The sequence below is a fragment of the Dickeya sp. Secpp 1600 genome (assembly GCF_003049805.1).
In the GTDB taxonomy this organism is placed as follows: domain Bacteria; phylum Pseudomonadota; class Gammaproteobacteria; order Enterobacterales; family Enterobacteriaceae; genus Dickeya; species Dickeya fangzhongdai.
Genome location: NZ_CP023484.1, coordinates 1,290,375 through 1,308,694, shown reverse-complemented (window position 1 = coordinate 1,308,694; position 18,320 = coordinate 1,290,375). Strand labels below are relative to the sequence as shown.

15 protein-coding genes are annotated in these 18,320 nt (G+C 58.9%); 12 read left to right on the top strand and 3 right to left on the bottom strand.

The window, feature by feature from the left end; translation table 11 throughout:
• The first annotated feature begins 251 nt into the window (after window positions 1-251).
• The 9 genes from galS to speG all read left to right on the top strand — a co-directional run bounded on the left by galS (window position 252) and on the right by speG (window position 11,453).
• Complete coding sequence (gene galS / locus CPA59_RS05935; RefSeq protein WP_107758884.1) at window positions 252-1,250, top strand: HTH-type transcriptional regulator GalS; 999 nt, start codon at window positions 252-254, stop codon at window positions 1,248-1,250.
• Window positions 1,251-1,682: 432 nt separating this feature from the next.
• Window positions 1,683-2,678: a galactose/glucose ABC transporter substrate-binding protein MglB gene (mglB, locus tag CPA59_RS05925; RefSeq protein ID WP_038918244.1), complete on the top strand. Its 996-nt coding sequence runs from the start codon at window positions 1,683-1,685 to the stop codon at window positions 2,676-2,678.
• Window positions 2,679-2,798: 120 nt separating this feature from the next.
• Complete coding sequence (gene mglA / locus CPA59_RS05920) at window positions 2,799-4,319, top strand: galactose/methyl galactoside ABC transporter ATP-binding protein MglA (RefSeq protein ID WP_038661050.1); 1,521 nt, start codon at window positions 2,799-2,801, stop codon at window positions 4,317-4,319.
• A 19-nt stretch (window positions 4,320-4,338) separates the two neighbouring features.
• Complete coding sequence (mglC, locus tag CPA59_RS05915) at window positions 4,339-5,349, top strand: galactose/methyl galactoside ABC transporter permease MglC (protein ID WP_100849139.1); 1,011 nt, start codon at window positions 4,339-4,341, stop codon at window positions 5,347-5,349.
• A gap of 261 nt (window positions 5,350-5,610) precedes the next feature.
• Window positions 5,611-6,432 (top strand): ABC transporter substrate-binding protein, encoded by an 822-nt coding sequence (locus tag CPA59_RS05910; RefSeq protein WP_038918242.1) that lies wholly within the window; start codon window positions 5,611-5,613, stop codon window positions 6,430-6,432.
• Window positions 6,432-7,277: an amino acid ABC transporter permease gene (locus tag CPA59_RS05905; RefSeq protein WP_080762631.1), complete on the top strand. Its 846-nt coding sequence runs from the start codon at window positions 6,432-6,434 to the stop codon at window positions 7,275-7,277. Before CPA59_RS05910 ends, CPA59_RS05905 begins: the two co-directional genes overlap by 1 nt.
• A gap of 178 nt (window positions 7,278-7,455) precedes the next feature.
• Window positions 7,456-8,565: an ABC transporter substrate-binding protein gene (locus CPA59_RS05900; protein ID WP_049854189.1), complete on the top strand. Its 1,110-nt coding sequence runs from the start codon at window positions 7,456-7,458 to the stop codon at window positions 8,563-8,565.
• Complete coding sequence (locus CPA59_RS05895) at window positions 8,558-10,711, top strand: TonB-dependent siderophore receptor (RefSeq protein ID WP_049854188.1); 2,154 nt, start codon at window positions 8,558-8,560, stop codon at window positions 10,709-10,711. The genes CPA59_RS05900 and CPA59_RS05895 overlap by 8 nt, the downstream gene beginning before the upstream one ends.
• Before the next feature lie 160 nt (window positions 10,712-10,871).
• Complete coding sequence (gene speG, locus CPA59_RS05890) at window positions 10,872-11,453, top strand: spermidine N1-acetyltransferase (RefSeq protein WP_107758883.1); 582 nt, start codon at window positions 10,872-10,874, stop codon at window positions 11,451-11,453.
• Between the two features lie 49 nt (window positions 11,454-11,502).
• Here the strand turns inward: speG and ybbP are convergent, their stop codons facing one another.
• Window positions 11,503-13,935: a putative ABC transporter permease subunit YbbP gene (gene ybbP, locus CPA59_RS05885; protein WP_107758882.1), complete on the bottom strand. Its 2,433-nt coding sequence runs from the start codon at window positions 13,933-13,935 to the stop codon at window positions 11,503-11,505.
• The gene (gene ybbA, locus CPA59_RS05880) at window positions 13,932-14,618 is read right to left on the bottom strand and encodes a putative ABC transporter ATP-binding protein YbbA (RefSeq protein WP_033570141.1); all 687 of its coding nucleotides are present in this window, start codon (window positions 14,616-14,618) and stop codon (window positions 13,932-13,934) included. Before ybbA ends, ybbP begins: the two co-directional genes overlap by 4 nt.
• Between ybbA and tesA the strand changes: the two genes are divergently transcribed.
• The 3 genes from tesA to CPA59_RS05865 all read left to right on the top strand — a co-directional run bounded on the left by tesA (window position 14,589) and on the right by CPA59_RS05865 (window position 16,990).
• A complete protein-coding gene (gene tesA / locus CPA59_RS05875) occupies window positions 14,589-15,227 on the top strand; it encodes a multifunctional acyl-CoA thioesterase I/protease I/lysophospholipase L1 (protein ID WP_161129900.1) in 639 nt (212 codons plus the stop codon). The two genes, ybbA and tesA, sit on opposite strands and share 30 nt — an antisense overlap.
• A gap of 63 nt (window positions 15,228-15,290) precedes the next feature.
• A complete protein-coding gene (locus tag CPA59_RS05870; protein ID WP_107758881.1) occupies window positions 15,291-16,067 on the top strand; it encodes an SDR family oxidoreductase in 777 nt (258 codons plus the stop codon).
• A 62-nt stretch (window positions 16,068-16,129) separates the two neighbouring features.
• Window positions 16,130-16,990: a co-chaperone YbbN gene (locus CPA59_RS05865; RefSeq protein ID WP_038918237.1), complete on the top strand. Its 861-nt coding sequence runs from the start codon at window positions 16,130-16,132 to the stop codon at window positions 16,988-16,990.
• 58 nt (window positions 16,991-17,048) lie between these two features.
• Here CPA59_RS05865 and CPA59_RS05860 read toward each other — a convergent pair whose 3' ends face one another.
• On the bottom strand, window positions 17,049-18,242 hold the full coding sequence (locus tag CPA59_RS05860; RefSeq protein ID WP_107758880.1) for a nicotinamide mononucleotide deamidase-related protein YfaY: 1,194 nt from the start codon (window positions 18,240-18,242) through the stop codon (window positions 17,049-17,051).
• Between the last annotated feature and the right edge of the window lie 78 nt (window positions 18,243-18,320).

The window sequence follows — 18,320 nt, the reverse complement described above, 5'->3', positions numbered from 1 at the left end:
TCCTTACTCGCCCTGGCGCTTTGCCGGGGCGTTTTTCTAAGTGATACTCTCCGGCGAGCGTCGCCACGCCCGGCCGCCGTCTTTCCTCCCGGATAATGACCTTCGTCACAAAGGTTACAGAATTGTATGTAACCGCTTTCATCACTGTGACCTGACTCACGCAGTCTCTCCATAACGCCTGACAGAATATGCCCGGACAGCTTGAGTGTCGGGGTCGCCCTCATGAACTTTTTCCTCTGTGGTGAGTATTGATGATTACCATCCGTGATGTCGCGCGCCAGGCGGGCGTTTCCATCGCCACCGTTTCCCGCGTGCTCAATAACAGCAGCGCGGTCACCCAACAGACGCGCGATCTGGTCCTGCAGACGGTCGAGCAGTTGGGCTACCGCCCCAACGCCAATGCGCAGGCGTTGGCTTCACAGGTCAGCGACACCATCGGCGTAGTGGTGATGGACGTGTCGGACCCGTTCTTCGGCGCTATGGTCAAGGCGGTGGACACCGTGGCGCAGCGCCTGCAAAAACATGTACTGATTAACAACTCCTATCATCAGGAAGAAAAGGAACGGCACGCCATCGAAGTGCTAATCCGTCAGCGCTGCAACGCGCTGATCGTGCATGCCAAAGCTTTATCCGACGAGGAACTGGCGGAATTCATGGAGCAGGTGCCCGGTATGGTGCTGATCAACCGGCTGCTGCCGGACTACCCGCACCGCTGCGTCTGTCTCGACAACGTCAGCGGCGCGATGATGGCGACCCGCATGTTGTTGCAGCAGGGGCATCAGCGCATCGGTTATCTTCGCTCCAGCCACCCGATAGAGGACGTGACGGAACGCCTTACCGGCTGGCGACAGGCGCTGCAGGAACAGGGCATCAAGCCGCCCGATGAGTGGATCGCCAGCGGCGAGCCGGACCTGCAGGGCGGCGAAGCGGCCATGGTGGAACTGCTGGGACGCAACCAGCAACTGACGGCGGTGTTCGCCTACAATGACGGCATGGCGGCCGGCGCGCTGATGGCGCTGAAAGATAACGGCATCCCGGTGCCGGAGCGGTTTTCGGTGGTCGGTTTCGATGATATCCCGATTTCCCGCTACACCGACCCGCGCCTGACGACCATCCGATACCCTATTGTTTCTATGGCGAAAATCGCCACAGAACTGGCGCTAAAAGGCGCGGCCGGACTGCTGGACCCCACCGCCCGGCACTGTTTCATGCCGACGCTGGTACGGCGGCATTCGGTGGCTCCCCGGTAAAATGTGGAGACGGTCACTAATTCATTCAAATCATCCATGTAACCGCTTTCAATCTGTGAGTAAATTCACAGTTAATTAACATTACGCTCTCTATGATGAGGGCGTACTGCGGAGAACAGGCGCCTTGTAACACGGCCATCCTGTCTGTTGAACCGTTAACCGCCACAACGGCGGAAACGTTCACACTGTTGTTTAAGAATACATCGGTTTCAGGACGCATCGGTTTCAGGACGCATTGCCAGACGGTCGCCAGCCAACAGAATCGGTACCATCTGAAAACAGGGAAGTCAGGCTTTAAGCGGGCCATGCCCGCAAAACCGTCAGCCCGGCATGACCATGCCACGCCGACGCTTACTAACTGACAGCCGCGCTACGTCTACCCCGAGTCGTGCGGCCGGACTGAGAACTACCCTGCATAAACCCGGAGATATCATGAATAAGAAGGTTTTCACTCTCACCGCCCTGGTTGCCAGCATGATGTTCGGAGCCTCCGCCCACGCCGCGGATACCCGTATCGGCGTCACCATCTACAAATACGATGACAACTTCATGTCGATGGTGCGCAAGGACATTGAAAAAGAAGCCAAAGCCATCGGCGGCGTCGACCTGCTGATGAACGACTCGCAGAACGACCAGTCCAAACAGAACGATCAGGTGGACGTGCTGCTGGCCAAAGGCGTCAAAGCGCTGGCTATCAACCTGGTAGACCCGGCCGCTGCTGCGATTGTGGTGCAGAAAGCGAAGGCCGCCGACGTGCCGGTAGTGTTCTTTAACAAAGAACCGAACGCCAAAGTACTGGCCAGCTATGACAAAGCCTACTACGTCGGCACCGACTCCAAAGAGTCCGGTATCATTCAGGGTCAGTTGATCGCCAAACACTGGAAAGCCAACCCGTCATGGGATCTGAACAAAGACGGCACTATCCAGTACGCCCTGTTGAAAGGCGAACCGGGCCACCCGGATGCGGAAGCCCGCACCAAATATGTGGTAGACACCCTGACCAAAGAAGGGCTGAAAGTCCAGCAGTTGCAGATGGATACCGCAATGTGGGATACCGCGATGGCCAAAGACAAGGTTGACGCCTGGATGTCTGGTCCCAACGCCAACAAAATTGAAGTACTCATCGCTAACAATGACGCCATGGCGATGGGCGCGGTAGAAGCGCTGAAAGCCCATAACAAGAGCAGCATTCCGGTATTCGGCGTTGACGCCCTGCCGGAAGCCCTGTCGCTGATCAAATCCGGCGCACTGGCCGGCACCGTGCTGAATGATGCGGAAAACCAGGCTAAAGCCACGCTGGATCTGGCGAAAAACCTGGCGCTGGGTAAACCGGCTGGCGAAGGCACCAACTTCAAGATTGAAAACAAAGTGGTACGCGTACCGTACGTGCCGGTTGATAAAGACAACCTGGCGCAGTTCATGAAGTAATCTCGTCGGGGCGCAGCAACCGTTGCGCCCCTACTGTTTGGACGAATGATTTTCTCAGCCAGGCAGCCATGTTCAGCCCGGCAACGTTTCAGCCAGGTAATTATTTCGACCAGGTAAAATATGACCAGTGACACTCTAACCACTCAGCGCGAATTCCTGCTGGAGATGACCAATATCAGTAAGTCGTTTCCCGGTGTAAAGGCATTGGATAATGTCAACCTGAAGGTGCGCCCCCACTCCATCCACGCCCTGATGGGCGAAAACGGCGCAGGGAAATCGACTCTACTGAAATGTCTGTTCGGCATTTATCAGAAAGATTCAGGCAGCATTCAATTCCAGGGACAGGAAGTCGATTTCAAAAGCGCCAAAGAAGCGCTGGAGAATGGTGTATCCATGGTGCACCAGGAATTGAACCTGGTTTTACAACGTTCGGTCATGGACAACATGTGGCTTGGCCGCTATCCGAAAAAAGGGTTGTTCGTCGATCAGGAAAAAATGTATCGCGATACCAAAGCGATTTTCGATGAACTGGATATCGATATCGATCCGCGCGACAAAGTGGCCTCGCTGTCGGTCTCGCAAATGCAGATGATCGAAATCGCCAAAGCCTTCTCCTATAACGCTAAAATCGTCATCATGGACGAACCCACCTCGTCGCTGACGGAAAAAGAGGTGAACCACCTGTTCACCATCATCCGCAAGCTGAAAGACCGGGGCTGCGGCATCGTCTATATCTCCCACAAAATGGAAGAGATCTTCCAGCTGTGCGATGAAATCACCATACTGCGCGACGGTCAGTGGGTCGCCACTCAGCCGCTGGACGGCCTGAACATGGACCAGATCATCGCCATGATGGTCGGCCGCTCCCTCAATCAGCGGTTTCCGGACAAAACCAACACCCCTGGCGACGTCATGCTGGAAGTACGCGGCCTGACCTCCATGCGCCAGCCGTCGATCCGCGATGTGTCGTTCGATCTGCGTCAGGGCGAAATTTTAGGGATTGCCGGTCTGGTCGGCGCCAAACGTACCGACATCGTCGAAACGCTGTTCGGTATCCGCGAAAAACTCAGCGGTACCATCAAACTGCACGGCAAAGACATTAACAACCATACCGCTAACGAGGCCATCAACAACGGTTTCGCACTGGTCACCGAAGAACGCCGCTCTACCGGTATCTACGCCTATCTGGATGTCGGTTTTAACTCGCTGATCTCCAACATCCATAAATACAAAAACAGCCTCGGCCTGCTGGACAACAAGCGCATGAAAAGCGATGTGCAGTGGGTGATTGATTCGATGCGGGTAAAAACCCCCGGCCACCATACCGCCATCGGCTCGCTGTCCGGCGGTAACCAGCAGAAGGTGATCATTGGCCGCTGGCTGCTGACTCAACCGGAAATCCTGATGCTGGACGAACCGACCCGCGGCATCGACGTGGGCGCCAAATTCGAGATTTATCAGCTTATTTCCGAGCTGGCGAAAAAGGGCAAGGGAATCATCATCATTTCATCAGAAATGCCGGAATTGCTGGGCGTCACCGACCGCATCCTGGTGATGAGTAATGGCCTCGTCGCAGGCATTGTCGAAACCAAGAACACCACGCAGAACGAAATCCTCCGTTTAGCGTCGTTACACCTTTAATGATGCAAGGGCTGTTACCATGAAAGCTACTACTAAAAAAAGTGCGCTCACCTGGCTGAAAGACAGCGGCATTTATGCCGTGCTGCTGGTATTGCTGGTGATTATTATTATCCAGGACCCCACCTTCCTCAGTCTCACCAACCTGAGTAACATTCTTACCCAGTCTTCGGTGCGCGTGATCATCGCGCTCGGCGTGGCCGGGCTTATCGTTACCCAGGGCACCGACCTGTCGGCCGGTCGTCAGGTCGGCCTTGCTGCCGTCGTTGCGGCCACGCTGTTACAGGCGATGGACAACAGCAACAAGGTATTCCCAAATCTGGAAACCATGCCGATTCCGCTGGTTATCCTGATCGTTTGCGCGATTGGCGCGGTAATCGGTCTGGTCAACGGTCTTATCATCGCCTACCTGAAAGTGACGCCGTTCATCACGACATTGGGCACGATGATCATCGTCTACGGTATCAACTCGCTGTACTACGACATCGTCGGCGCGTCCCCCATCGCCGGCTTTGACGACCGCTTCTCTACTTTTGCACAGGGATTTATCCGCTTCGGCGACTTCAAGCTGTCCTATATCACCTTCTATGCGGTGATTGCGGCGGTGTTCGTGTGGATCCTGTGGAACAAGACCCGCTTCGGCAAAAATATCTTCGCCATCGGCGGCAACCCGGAAGCGGCTAAAGTCTCCGGCGTGAACGTCTCGCTGAACCTGATTCTGGTGTACATGCTGTCCGGCATCTTCTACGCCTTCGGCGGTATGCTGGAAGCCGGCCGTATCGGCAGCGCCACCAACAACTTAGGTTTCATGTACGAGCTCGATGCCATCGCGGCATGCGTGGTCGGCGGCGTGTCCTTTGCCGGTGGCGTGGGTACGGTCGCCGGCGTGGTGACCGGGGTTATCATCTTCACCCTCATCAACTACGGCCTGACCTACATCGGCGTCAGCCCTTACTGGCAGTACATCATCAAAGGCGGCATCATCATCTTCGCCGTGGCGTTGGACTCCCTGAAATACGCCCGTAAAAAATAACGCGCGTGCCGGACATCACACCGTCAAACCTGCCACCCCGGTGGCAGGTTTCTTTTTTTTATATGGTGCCTTTTATGTGGTGCCTTTTATGTAACGCCGCCGTCATCGATGCTTATTCCCCGCCCCTCGACCGCCTGACGAAGACCTTATTTTGCACACGCCCGCGGCTGCTATAAGATAGGACCTTTGTGATTTCCACCGACGGGACGCGGCAAGCAGCCCCGCGTTGCCCGTTGTGACGCTAGTTTGTAGGGAAAATGGATGAAAAAACTTCTCGCACTGATGGCGCTCGGTCTGAGCGCCTGCTTCATGCTCAGCGCCGCACAGGCCGGCAGCACGCTGGATCGGGTGAAACAGACCGGCGTAGTCCGCAACGTACTGTTCAACGACTATCCGCCATTTAGCTATCTCGACGATAAGAATCAACTGGTTGGCTTCGATGTGGACGTCGCCAACGCAGTGGCGCAGAAACTGGGCGCCAAACTGGAACTGGCGACGCCGGGCTGGGAAACCATCGTCGGCGGCAAGTGGCAAGGCCGTTGGGATATGTGCATCTGCTCCATGACCCCGAATGCCGAGCGCGCCAAAATGCTGGACTTCGCCACCCCTTACTACAGTACCTTCGCCGTACTGATCGTCCATAAGGATGAGAAAAACATCCAATCCGCCGCCGATCTGAGCAACAAGAAAGTCGGACTGGGACTGGGCTCCAGCTACGAGAACTACCTGAACAAAAGTCTGGTGATCCCAGGCGGCAAACCGATCGCCTTCCCGTTCGGCCATGTGCAGGCGGTACCCACCGATGAAGAAATGGCGTTCCGCAATCTGGCGCTGGGCCCGGGTAAACGGCTGGACGCGGTGATTTCCGATCGCATCACCGCCAAACCGCGCATCGAGAAACTGCCGCAACTGCGTATCCTGCAGCAACTGTATGCCGAGCCAAACTGGATTGCCGTCGACAAAGGCGACCCGGAATGGAGTAAAACGCTGGCCGATGCCATCGCCGCGCTGCGCGCCGACGGCACGCTGAAAGCCATCTCCATGAAGTGGTTTGGTGAAGACATCACCGGGGTCAACCCGTAATGTCGCGTTCGTCCGCTGAAACCCCGTCTCACATGCCGCCGGCGCCTGAACGCGCCGGATTTGGTTTTCGTCTGCGCGCCGGCCTGACCTGGCTGGTGCTGCTCAGCCTGCTGCTGTGGCTGTTTTCGTTTATGGATCTGGACACCGGCCTGATCAAGCAGAAACTGCCCTCCATGCTGGGGATGCATCTGTCGCCGGATGGTTTCATCCAGGGGGCGGTGCTGAGCGTCGTTATAACCATCATTTCAATGCTGTTCTGTATCCTGCTGGCGGTGATCACCGCCGCGGGCCGGCTTTCTTCCAGCGCGATCGCTTTCGGCTGCGCCACGTTTTACGTCTCGCTGTTTCGCGGCACGCCGCTGCTGGTACAAGTGCTGATCATCTATCTCGCGCTGCCGCAGGTCGGCATCGTAATGAGCGCCTTTACCTCCGGCATCATCGCGCTGTCGCTAAACTATGGCGCCTATCTGGCGGAAACCATCCGCAGCGGCGTACTCGCGGTTCCTCGCGGTCAGAAGGAAGCCGCCATGGCGCTGGGGCTGTCGCGCTGGGTGATCACCACCCACGTAGTGGCGCCACAGGCGCTGCGCATCATCATTCCGCCCGCCGGTTCCCAGTTCATTTCGATGATCAAAGACTCCTCGCTGGTGTCGCTGATGGGCCTGTGGGAGCTGAACTTTCTGGCGCAGTCTTACGGCCGCAGCACCTACCACTACATGGAGATGCTCACTACCGCCGCCGTCATTTACTGGCTGCTGTCCATCGGGCTGGAATTGCTGCAAGGCCGGCTGGAACGTCACTTTGGCCGCGGCTACGAACACCACGACGGTAAAAAGCCGTCCTGATACCCGCCGCTCCCCACTCGCCGCCCTGTCGCGGCGACTTTAATTATTTACATAACCTCTGCCAGCCCTGTGAAATATCAGGGCTTTTTCTTTTTTAACCCTGTTTCCGTTTTGTTTCCATTGCAAATAAAAATAATTATTATTATTTTTTTCTGCCTCATTTTTACGAGAAAAGAACATGCGCATCGTTTTTCTCTTCCTCACCGTACTCTGGTTCAGCCCGCTGACGCAGGCCAAAACCGTCACCGACATTACCGGTCGTCAGGTGGTGGTGCCAGATAACCCGCAACGCATTGTGCTGGGCGAAAGTCGCATGCTTTATACGCTGGCCTTGCTGGAACCGGGTAACCCGGCGCAGCGCGTGGTGGGCTGGCCGGGCGACATGGCGCGTTATGACGCCCAAAGCTGGGGCCGCTATACCACGAAATTTCCCGACATAGCCCGCATCCCGCAGTTGGGTAACGGCAATCTCAACAGCGTCAACGCGGAAGCCCTGCTGCCGCTGAAACCGGATCTGGTGATCCTGCCGCGGCTGGCTAAAGGCGCCGACAACGAGCAGAGCATCCAGCAGGCGCTGGCTCAGGCGGGTATCCCGTATATCTACGTCGACCTGCGCATCGATCTGCTGAAAAACACCGTGCCCAGCCTGCGCCTGCTCGGCGACGTGCTCAACCAGTCGTCGCGCGCCGACGCGTTTATTGCTTTCTACCAGCAGCACATGGACACCGTGAAAGCGCGACTGGCGCAGTATCAGGGTCGCAAAACCACGGTGATGCTGCATCTGCATCTTGGACGCCGCGACACCTGCTGCACCACGGCGGTTAACGGCAATCTCGGCGAACTGCTGGCCTTTGCCGGCGGCGACAACATCGCCGCCGGCAAAGTAAAAGGCGTATACGGCGAACTCAGCCCGGAGCAGGCGCTGGCCGCCAGACCGGATGTCTACATCGCCACCGGCATGGCCGGACCGGACGGCAAACGCCTTTCCGACCTGATGCTCGGCCCGGACGTTGCGCCCCGGCAGGCCGCCGACAGTTTCCGCACCCTGCTGATGCAGGAACCGCTGCTTTCACACCTGAGCGCCGTCGGCGCCGGCCGCGCCTGGAGCATGTGGCACAATTTTTATCTCAGCCCGTATCACGTGGTGATGGTGGAAATGTTCGCCAAAGCCCTCTATCCGACGCTGTTTGGCGATATCGACCCGCAGCGCACCTTACAACAACTCTATCAGCAGTTTTTACCGATTGATTTTTCAGGGACCTATTGGAGTCAGTTAACACATGAATAACCTTCACTGGCAAAAAGGCTGGCCGTTGCTGGCCCTGTTGCCCTTCAGTCTTCAGGCCGCCACTACACAGGTCGATAGCGACACCGCCGCAAAAAACACGAAAAAGCAGGAAGACACGATGGTGGTGACCGCCAGTACGCCTGCAAGCGGCGCACGGGAAACCGGCTACCAGCCGCACAACGCCGTCACCGGCACCCGTACCGAGAGCCGCCTGCTGGACATACCGCAAGCCGTCAATGTGGTGCCGCAGCAGGTACTGGAGGATCAGGCGGCCAGAAGTCTTGATGAAGCGTTATACAACGTCAGCGGCATCACCCAGGCCAACACCCTCGGCGGGACGCAGGACGCGGTGATGAAGCGCGGTTTCGGCGATAACCGCGATGGTTCCATCCTGCGCGACGGCATGCGTTCAATTCAGGCGCGCAACGTCACCCCGACCACCGAGCGGGTGGAAGTGCTGAAAGGACCGGCATCCATGCTGTACGGCTGGGGCGAGCCCGGCGGCATGATCAACATCATCAGTAAAAAACCGGAGTTGGTGCAGAAAACCCATATCGAAGGCTGGAACAGCAGTTTCAACGGCGGCGGCGGTCAGTTGGATGTCACCGGCCCGCTCGGCACCTCCGGTCTGGCTTATCGCATGATTGTCGATCACGATGAAACCGACTACTGGCGCAACTTCGGCCGCAACCGCCAGACCACCATTGCGCCGTCGCTGATGTGGTACGGCGAAAATACCACCGTGCGGGTGTCCTACGAGCACATGGAATACCTGACGCCGTTCGATCGCGGCACCGTGATCGACAGCCGTACCGGCAAACCGGTCAATACCCCGCGCGAACGCCGGTTTGACGAAACCTACAACGCCACCCGCGGCGATCAGGACACGCTGACCTTCCAGATGGAAAGCGCCATTAGCGATCGCTGGAAAACCAAGCTGAATTACGCCTACAGCCGTAATACCTACAACGATAATCAGGCGCGCGCCACCAGCTATAACGCCACTACCGGTATCCTGACTCGTCAGGCTGATGCCACCGCCGACGCCCGTAGCCAGTCGCAGAATGTGCAGTTGACGCTGAATGGCGATATCGACTGGGGCAGCATCAACCACCAATTGCTGTTTGGCGTGGACCACGAAGCCGACCGCACTTATCGTGGCGATATGCTGCGCAGCACCAGACGCTATAGTTTCAACGTCTATAACCCGGTCTACGGTTTGCAGCCGGCCTCCACCACCGTCAGCGCGGCGGACAGCGACCAGCGCGAAAACGTCGACAGTACCGGCGTCTTCATGCAGGATGCCATTCGTTTCAACGAACACTGGATGCTGCTGGGCGGCGTGCGTTACGACCATTTTGATGTGATGTCTGGCAAAGGACGTCCGTTCTCTACCAATACCGACGGTTCCGACAGTCGACTGGTCCCGCGCGCCGGGGTGGTCTACAACCTGAACGCCTGGTCATCGCTGTACGCCAGTTACAGTGAATCGTTCAAACCCAATACCTCGATCGCCACCCAGATTGGCTCAATGGCGCCGGAAACCGGCAAGTCTTATGAGGTGGGCGCCAAGCTGGATCTGCCCAACCGCGTTACCGCCAATCTGGCGCTGTTTGATATCCAGAAGCGTAACGTAATGGTGAGTGAGTTGGTGAACGGAGAAACCGTCACCCGCACCGCCGGCAAGGTCCGTTCGCAAGGGGTGGAAATGGATGTGGCCGGCAAACTGACCGACAGCCTGAGTCTGATTGGTTCCTACGCCTTTACCGATGCCCGCGTTACCTCTGACCCGGACAATCAGGGCAACGAAATGACCAACGTGGCGCGCCACACCGCCTCGCTGTTCCTGACCAACGACTTCGGCAATCTGGGCCTGCACGCTGGCGACGATCTGCGCGCCGGCATCGGCGCTCGCTACGTCGGCCGTCGCCCCGGCGACGCCGCCAACAGCTTCTTCCTTGACGACTACACCGTGGCTGACGCCTTTGTGACTTACAGCGTGCCGATCAACGGCTACAAGGTGAAGTGGCAGCTCAACGTCAAGAACCTGTTCGACAAAACCTACTACCCGTCGAGCGGCAACAACCTGCGCGTGGCGATTGGCGACCCGCGTGAAGTGGTGTTGCGCGCCAGCGTCGACTTCTAATCATCGGAACCACTCATCCGAACCGCGCAGCCTGCATCAGGGCTGCGCGTCTTTCCGCTCTTTTCTTCCGCTCTTTCCTTCCGCACTTTCGCCGCCAACCGATTGACCCGTTCCGGCAAGCTGGTTAACGTCACGCCATAGCCCACAATCCGGATACCTTATGCCAGACATCCATGAACCAAACATCGATGAAGTCGTGCGCCTGCGGCCGCTGGAGCGCGACGATCTCAGCTTCGTCCATCAGTTGGACAACAATGCCAGCGTCATGCGCTACTGGTTCGAAGAGCCTTACGAAGCGTTTGTCGAACTGAGCGACCTGTACGACAAGCACATTCACGATCAGAGCGAACGCCGCTTTATCATTGAGCACGACGCCATCAAGGTCGGGCTGGTGGAACTGGTGGACATCAACCATATCCACCGCCGGGCTGAATTTCAGATCATCATCGACCCGGCGCATCAGGGGCGAGGCTATGCCAGCGCTGCCGCCCGGCTGGCGATGGACTACGGCTTTTCGATTCTGAATCTCTACAAGCTGTACCTGATTGTGGACAAAGAGAACCAGAAGGCGATCCACATCTACACCAAGCTTGGGTTTGAGGTGGAAGGCGAGTTGATCCACGAATTCTTCATCAACGGCGAATACCGCAACACTATCCGTATGTGTATTTTCCAGCATCAGTATCTGGCGAAATACAAAAACCCCGGCGGCAAAAACGGTGAAGGCACCATACCTCGTTAACCGCGACCCCGCTTGGCCGCGTGACGGTAAAAAACGCCCGAGGTTAACCTCAGGCGTGATAACGCCTAAACAACGCATTGCCGCGCAGCAACCGCAGCCCCAGCCAGCTGCCGTACAGCGACAGCAACAGCGCCGCCAATACCGGCAATCCGCCCCACAGCCACATATTCGGCTGCCACGGAAAATCGAACACTTTGCGCTGCAACAGCCATAACGCCGCTTCCGCACCCAGCGCCGCCGCCATGCCGGCGGACAGTCCCAATACCGCAAACTCCCACCACAGCGTGGCGCGCAACAAACGCCGGCCGGCACCTAGCGTGCGATACACGATCAGTTCCTGACGCCGCTGACGCATGCCGACCTGAATCTGCGCCAGCAACAACAGCGCGCCGCAGAACAGCACCAGCACCACCATCACCTCCAGCGCCAGACCGACCTGCTGCAACACGGTGCCGATCTGCTTCAGAATGGCGCCGACATCCAGCACCGTCAGCGTCGGGAACTGACGGTTCAGTTGGGTGATCAGCGTATCGCCGCCTTCATAGCGGAAACTGGTCAGCCACGACTGCGGCTGGCTATCCAGCGAGCCGGGCGGAAAAATGAAGAAGAAGTTCGGCCGCAGACTTTCCCAGTCCACCTGCCTCAGGCTGCTGATCGTGGCCTGAAACGGCTGGGTATCGCCGGTGAAGGTCAGCGTATCGCCTATCTTCACCCCAAGACGTTGCGCTACCCCTTGCTCGATCGACACCTCGCCCGCTTTCGGCGGCCACTGCCCCGCCACCAGCGGATTACGGTCCGGCAATTGGCTCAGCCAGGTCAGGTTCAGTTCCCGGTTGACGGTTTCCCCACCGGGATCATCCTCATGCACCAGATCGGTGGCCCGCAGCCCGTTGATTTCCGTCAGACGGGCGCGAATGATCGGGTAGAACGTTTCCGGTTTCACCTGATGTTGCGCCAGAAAATCCGTTACCGGCGACACCTGATCGGCGCTGATATTCAGCACGAAGTAATTGGGGCTGCCGGGCGGCAACTGCTGCTGCCAGCGGTCCAGCAAATCGCCGCGCAACAGCAACAACAGCGCCAGCAGCATGAAAGACAGCGAAAACGCCGCCAACTGGCCCAGCGTCACCCACGGCTGACGCAGCAGGCGATTAATGGCGAGACGCAGCGACAGCGTTTTCAACGTCAGCCGGCGAAGCAGCAACAGGCTGCCCCAGCCAATGCCGCCCAGCAGCAGCGACAGCGCCAGCATACCGCCCAGCAACGACCACAACAGCGCGCCGCCGCCGGACAGCACCACCAGCAAGCCGATCACCACCGCCAACACCACCGGCAGGTAATAGCGCAGCGGCCAGACGTTCGCCACCACATCCTGACGCAAAACCCGCAGCGGTTGGGTCGCCAGCAGTTGCCGGTAAGGACGAATCCCCACCAACAGCGAAATCAACACCAGCGTACCCAGCGCCCAGCCCCACGGCCACAGCCCGGCGGCCGGTAATTCGCCGGGCAGCACCGGTGAAAGCGCGCGTATCAGCAGCGCCTCAAACCCTATTCCCAGCAGGCTGCCGCACAATGCCGACAACGCCAGCACCGATACCCACTGCCCGACGATCAACCGGCGCAGCGCCTGCCGCCCGGCGCCCAGCGTTTTAAGCACTGCCACCAGATCGTAACGGCTACGGCAGTAATGCCCCATCGACACCGCCACCGCCGCCACCGACAGCAGCAGGGTCAACAACGCCGACAACAACAGGAACTGCTGGGAGCGTTGCAGGGATTTGCCCAGCGCGCTCTGCGAATCTTCCATGCCGTACCAGCGCTGATCCGGCTTCAGCTGCGGTTTGATAACGTCGCTGAAACGGGCGATTTGCGACGGCGTGCCGGCAAACATGTAGCGCCAGGTAATGCGCCCGCCCGGCTGAATAGCGCCGGTTTTTTCCACGTCCGCCAGATTCATCAGCACCCGCGGCGCCGTCTCGAACGGGTTAAAGCCGGCATCCGGTTCCTGCACCAGTTCCCCGGCGATGGTCAATGTGGTATCCCCGACATCCAGCCGGTCGCCCACCTTCAACCCCAGCAAGGCCAGCAGACGCGGCGCGGCCAGCACCGTACCCGGCGCCACCCGTAGCCCGGCCGGCTGGGTTTTCAGCTCGCCATACAGCGGATAACGCTCGTCAGTGGCTTTAACCTGCGCCAGTTGCGCATTGTCGCCCGCGTAGGTCATGGTCATGAACGACACCTGCCGGCTCTGCGTCAGCCCCTGCTGCTGCGCCTGTTGCAGCCAGCTTTCATCCACCGGTCGGGACGCCCGCAGCACCCGGTCGCCGGCCAGGAAATCACGGCTCTGCTGGCTCAGCCCTTTCTCCATGCGATCGCTGATGGAACCGAGCGCCAGCACGCAGGCCACCGACAGCGTCAACGCCAGCCATACAATCAGTAACGACGGCGAGCGCCACTCCCGCCAAAACCAACGCCAGATCATGCATCCTCCCACAGTTTGCCGTCGCGCAGCCGCAGGCAACGTTCGCAGCGCGCCGCCAGTTGTTCGTCATGCGTCACCAGAATCAGGGTAGTGGCAAAGTCACGGTTGAGGGAAAACAGCAGGTTGGCGATACGCTCGCCGGTCTGGCGGTCCAGATTGCCGGTCGGTTCATCGGCGAACAGTACCCGCGGCCTGCCGCTAAATGCGCGCGCCAGCGCCACACGCTGCTGCTCGCCGCCGGAAAGCTGCGCGGGCAGATGCTGCAATCGCGCGCCCAGACCGAGCTGCTGCAACAGTTGCTCCGCCTGCTGGCGGCTGTGGCGATCGCTTTCACCCCGCAGCAACGCCGGTAACTGCACGTTCTCCAGCGCGGTCAACGTCGGCACCAGCATAAAGGACTGGAACACGAATCCCACGTCCTGCGCCCGCAACGCCGCCCGCCCTTCCTCATCCAGCCGATCCAGTCGCTGCCCAAGCAGCGACACCTGTCCGCTGCTGCCGTCATCCAGCCCGGCCAGAATTCCCAGCAAGGTGGATTTTCCCGAACCGGATTCACCCACCAGCGCAATGGTCTGAGCAGGTTTGACAACCAGCTCAACTCCGGTGAGGATGGAGAGCTGGTGTTCCCCCTGACCAACGTGCTTACTAAGATGATGAACTTCAAGAATGTTTTCCGCTGGCATATCGTTGTCCTTCTATTCTGGGGCCTGTTCAGTCTACGCGCCTTCGCGGCGGATACGTTGCTGGTACTGGGCGACAGCCTGAGCGCCGGCTATCGTATGGCGGCGAATCAGGCCTGGCCCACGCTGCTGGACGCGACCTGGCAGTCTCGTTCCCCCGCGCCCAAGGTCCGGGTGGTGAACGCCAGTATCAGCGGCGACACAGCAACGCAGGGGCTGGCGCGCCTGTCCACATTGCTGCAACAGCACCAGCCGCGCTGGGTATTGATCGAGCTGGGCGGCAATGACGGCCTGCGTGGTTTTCCCCCGCAGAACGTAGAGCGGGATCTCGCCGGCATCATTACCCAGATCAAGACGGCCAACGCCCAACCGTTGCTGATGCAAATCCGCTTGCCAGCCAACTACGGGCGGCGCTATACCGAATCGTTCAGCGCCGTTTATCCACGCCTCGCCAAAACGTTTGATATTCCGCTACTGCCGTTTTTCATGGAGCAGGTTTATCTCAAACCGGAATGGATGCAGGATGATGGCATCCATCCCAATCGCGATGCTCAGCCGTTTATCGCCGGATGGATGGCAAAACAGCTCGACCCCGTTATTAATCAGCACTGAGTCGATAAAGACTAACAGTTAACCACGACTCTTGATATTTAAGCGTTTTCGTTAGGTAAAGTTATGCAAAAAGCGGTTTTGATTACTGGTTGCTCCAGCGGTATTGGCCTGATTGCCGCTCAATGTTTGCAACAACGCGGCTATCGCGTACTGGCGGCCTGCCGCCGTCATCAGGATGTGGCGCGCATGAACTCGCTGGGCTTTGAAGGGATCGATCTGGATCTCGACAGCAGCGCCAGCGTCAGGCAGGCCGCCGACGTAGTCATTACCCTGACCGGCAACCGGCTCTACGGCCTGTTCAACAACGCCGGTTACGGGCTGTACGGGCCGCTCAACACCATTTCCCGTCAGCAACTGGAACAACAGTTTTCCAGCAACCTGTTCGGCACGCATCAGTTGACCCAGCTGTTGCTGCCCGCCATGTTGCCTCACGGCGAAGGGCGAATTATTCAGACCAGTTCGGTGATGGGGTTGATTTCCACTCCGGGGCGCGGCGCTTACGCCGCCAGCAAGTACGCGCTGGAAGCCTGGTCTGACGCGTTGCGTATGGAACTGCACGGCAGCGGTTTGTGCGTATCGCTGATCGAGCCCGGCCCGATCAGCACCAATTTCACCCACAACGTGGATCAGGCGCAGCAGGATCGACCGGTCACCAATCCCGGCATTGCCAGCCGCTTTGCCCTGCCGCCGGAAGCGGTGCTGCCCAAACTGATTCACGCGCTGGAAAGCCCGCGCCCGAAACTGCGCTACCCGGTGACGCTGCTCGCCCACGGCATTACCGTACTGCGCCGCCTGTTGCCGGGCCGCGCGCTTGATCACCTGTTGCGGACAAAATCCTGATTCGGGGTTGAAGTGGCGGACATCGCCCCCATTAATGGCTGAAACGGCTAAGAGAGAATGACATGTTAGAACAACACGCCAACGTGATTGATATCAACGAGACCAACCTGCATCAGGTGCTGGAACAGTCCATGAACGCCCCGGTGCTGTTCTATTTCTGGTCCGAACGCAGCACCCATTGCCAGCAACTGGAGCCGGTGCTGGACAAACTGGCGGCGGAATACGCCGGTCAGTTTATTCTGGCCAAAGTGGATTGCGACGCCGAGCAGCGCGTGGCGGCCCAGTTCGGCCTGCGCGCCATCCCGACCGTCTATTTGTTCAAAGACGGTCAGCCGGTGGACGGTTTTCAGGGGCCGCAGCCGGAAGAGGTGATCCGCGACCTGCTGCAGCGAGTGCTGCCGAAAGCCGAAGACCTGAAACTGGCGCAGGCTCAGCAACTGATTCAGGAAAACCAGTTAAAAGAAGCCGCCGTGCTGCTGAAAGACGCCTGGCAACTGGACGCCAAACGCAGCGATATCGCGCTGTTACTGGCGGAAGTGCAGATCCAGCTCAACCGCACCGATGACGCGCAAGCGGTGCTGGACACCATTCCGTTGCAGGATCAGGACACCCGTTACCACGGGCTGGTAGCGCAAATCGAACTGATGAAACAGGCGGCGGATACGCCGGAAATTCAGCAATTGCAGCAGCAACTGGCGGCCTCGCCGGATAATCAGGAGCTGGCGGTGCAGCTCAGCCTGCAACTGCATCAGGTCGGGCGCAACGAAGAAGCGCTGGAACTGTTGATGGGAATGCTGAAGAAAGATCTGACCGCCGCCGGCGGCAACGCCCGTAAAACGCTGATGGATATCATGGCCGCGCTCGGCACCGGCGATGCGCTGGCTGCCCGCTATCGCCGCCAGTTGTATTCGCTGCTGTACTGATCCCGACCATAACGACGGGGGCCGTTGCCCCCGCGTTCTCCGCCTCACCGATTGCTGCTTACAACGTCTCCAGCACGCTGATCCAGCCATGACCGCCATACACCGGCCAGCCATTGAGCCAGCGGCGCAGCATGTTCATCGCCAGCATCGCCACCACATCCTGATGGGTTCTACGGTTGTAGCGCCGCACATTCACCTGAATCGTCTGGGCGAATGTCCCTGCGGGGGTGTGCAACGCCAGCATCAGCACACCGTCATCAGAACGGCCGACGTACAGCGCCAGTTCCGTTTGCTGACGCTGCGCCAGCGTTCGGGTCGCCTCGGCGACGGCCGCCAGCGTCAACGCCTCGCTTTCCACCCGCAAGTCGCCGCCGGATAGCGGTACATCCGCCTCACGCAGTTGCCAGTTGAGCAGACCGGCGGTGAAGTCCTCGCCCACCGTCAGGCGCAACCCGCGTTCGGCCAGACGGCGCGCCAGTTGCGCCGGCAGCCCGTCAGTGCCTTCAAAAATCGCATTTTCGCCGGCAACGTCGCGCACCGTTTCCCACACGGCTTCCATCTCCGCACGCCGTGTGGCCGGGCCGGTCAGCTTCAGTTCGATAATCGGCATGGAGGAGCGATACCCCAGCACCACGTCCGGCGGCAGCGGCAGGCTGTCGAGCTGGCTGGCGAGATCGCTTTCAGAGCGGCCGAACGTGGTCAACCGCAGGCACAGCGGCGGTTCGCCGACGGCAAAACGCTGACGCAGGCGCGGCAGAATCTGCTGCTCCACCATCACTTTGAATTCGGAGGGCACACCGGGGGTGAAAAACATCAGGCACTTGTTCAACTGCATCGCAAAACCACAGGCGGTGCCGACCGGGTTATCCACCAATTCAGCGCTGGCGGGCAATTGCGCCTGTTTGCGGTTGCTGTCGGCCATGACCCGGCCACGCTCGACGAAGAAGGCTTCCATGCGGGCGATCCATTCGGCATGCTCGACCAGCGTTTCTCCGGCGGCCGTGGCCGCCGCCAGCGAGCTGAGATCATCGCTGGTCGGCCCCAACCCGCCATTGACGATCAGCACATCGGCGATCTGACTGCGCTCGGTCAACGCGGCCACCAGCTCTTCCAGCTTATCGCCCACCGTCATGCGGCTGGTCATCGGCACGCCCTGTGAAAACAAGTAATCCGCCAGCCAGGCGGCATTGGTATCCACAATTTGGCCGTGCAGCACTTCATCGCCGGTACATAACATCTCAACCCTAAGCATCCGCGTTACTCCTTATGATGGTTTCACACCACTTTAGAAATTCGACGCCATAAACACAATGACGCTCTCCGTCCGCTA

Bases quoted from the DNA above. Each gene is read 5' to 3' on its own strand.
- galS (WP_107758884.1), top strand. From the start codon at position 252: ATGATTACCATCCGTGATGTCGCGCGCCAGGCGGGCGTTTCCATCGCC.
- mglB (WP_038918244.1), top strand. From the start codon at position 1,683: ATGAATAAGAAGGTTTTCACTCTCACCGCCCTGGTTGCCAGCATGATG.
- mglA (WP_038661050.1), top strand. From the start codon at position 2,799: ATGACCAGTGACACTCTAACCACTCAGCGCGAATTCCTGCTGGAGATG.
- mglC (WP_100849139.1), top strand. From the start codon at position 4,339: ATGAAAGCTACTACTAAAAAAAGTGCGCTCACCTGGCTGAAAGACAGC.
- CPA59_RS05910 (WP_038918242.1), top strand. From the start codon at position 5,611: ATGAAAAAACTTCTCGCACTGATGGCGCTCGGTCTGAGCGCCTGCTTC.
- CPA59_RS05905 (WP_080762631.1), top strand. From the start codon at position 6,432: ATGTCGCGTTCGTCCGCTGAAACCCCGTCTCACATGCCGCCGGCGCCT.
- CPA59_RS05900 (WP_049854189.1), top strand. From the start codon at position 7,456: ATGCGCATCGTTTTTCTCTTCCTCACCGTACTCTGGTTCAGCCCGCTG.
- CPA59_RS05895 (WP_049854188.1), top strand. From the start codon at position 8,558: ATGAATAACCTTCACTGGCAAAAAGGCTGGCCGTTGCTGGCCCTGTTG.
- speG (WP_107758883.1), top strand. From the start codon at position 10,872: ATGCCAGACATCCATGAACCAAACATCGATGAAGTCGTGCGCCTGCGG.
- ybbP (WP_107758882.1), bottom strand. From the start codon at position 13,935: ATGATCTGGCGTTGGTTTTGGCGGGAGTGGCGCTCGCCGTCGTTACTG.
- tesA (WP_161129900.1), top strand. From the start codon at position 14,589: ATGAACTTCAAGAATGTTTTCCGCTGGCATATCGTTGTCCTTCTATTC.
- ybbA (WP_033570141.1), bottom strand. From the start codon at position 14,618: ATGCCAGCGGAAAACATTCTTGAAGTTCATCATCTTAGTAAGCACGTT.
- CPA59_RS05870 (WP_107758881.1), top strand. From the start codon at position 15,291: ATGCAAAAAGCGGTTTTGATTACTGGTTGCTCCAGCGGTATTGGCCTG.
- CPA59_RS05865 (WP_038918237.1), top strand. From the start codon at position 16,130: ATGTTAGAACAACACGCCAACGTGATTGATATCAACGAGACCAACCTG.
- CPA59_RS05860 (WP_107758880.1), bottom strand. From the start codon at position 18,242: ATGCTTAGGGTTGAGATGTTATGTACCGGCGATGAAGTGCTGCACGGC.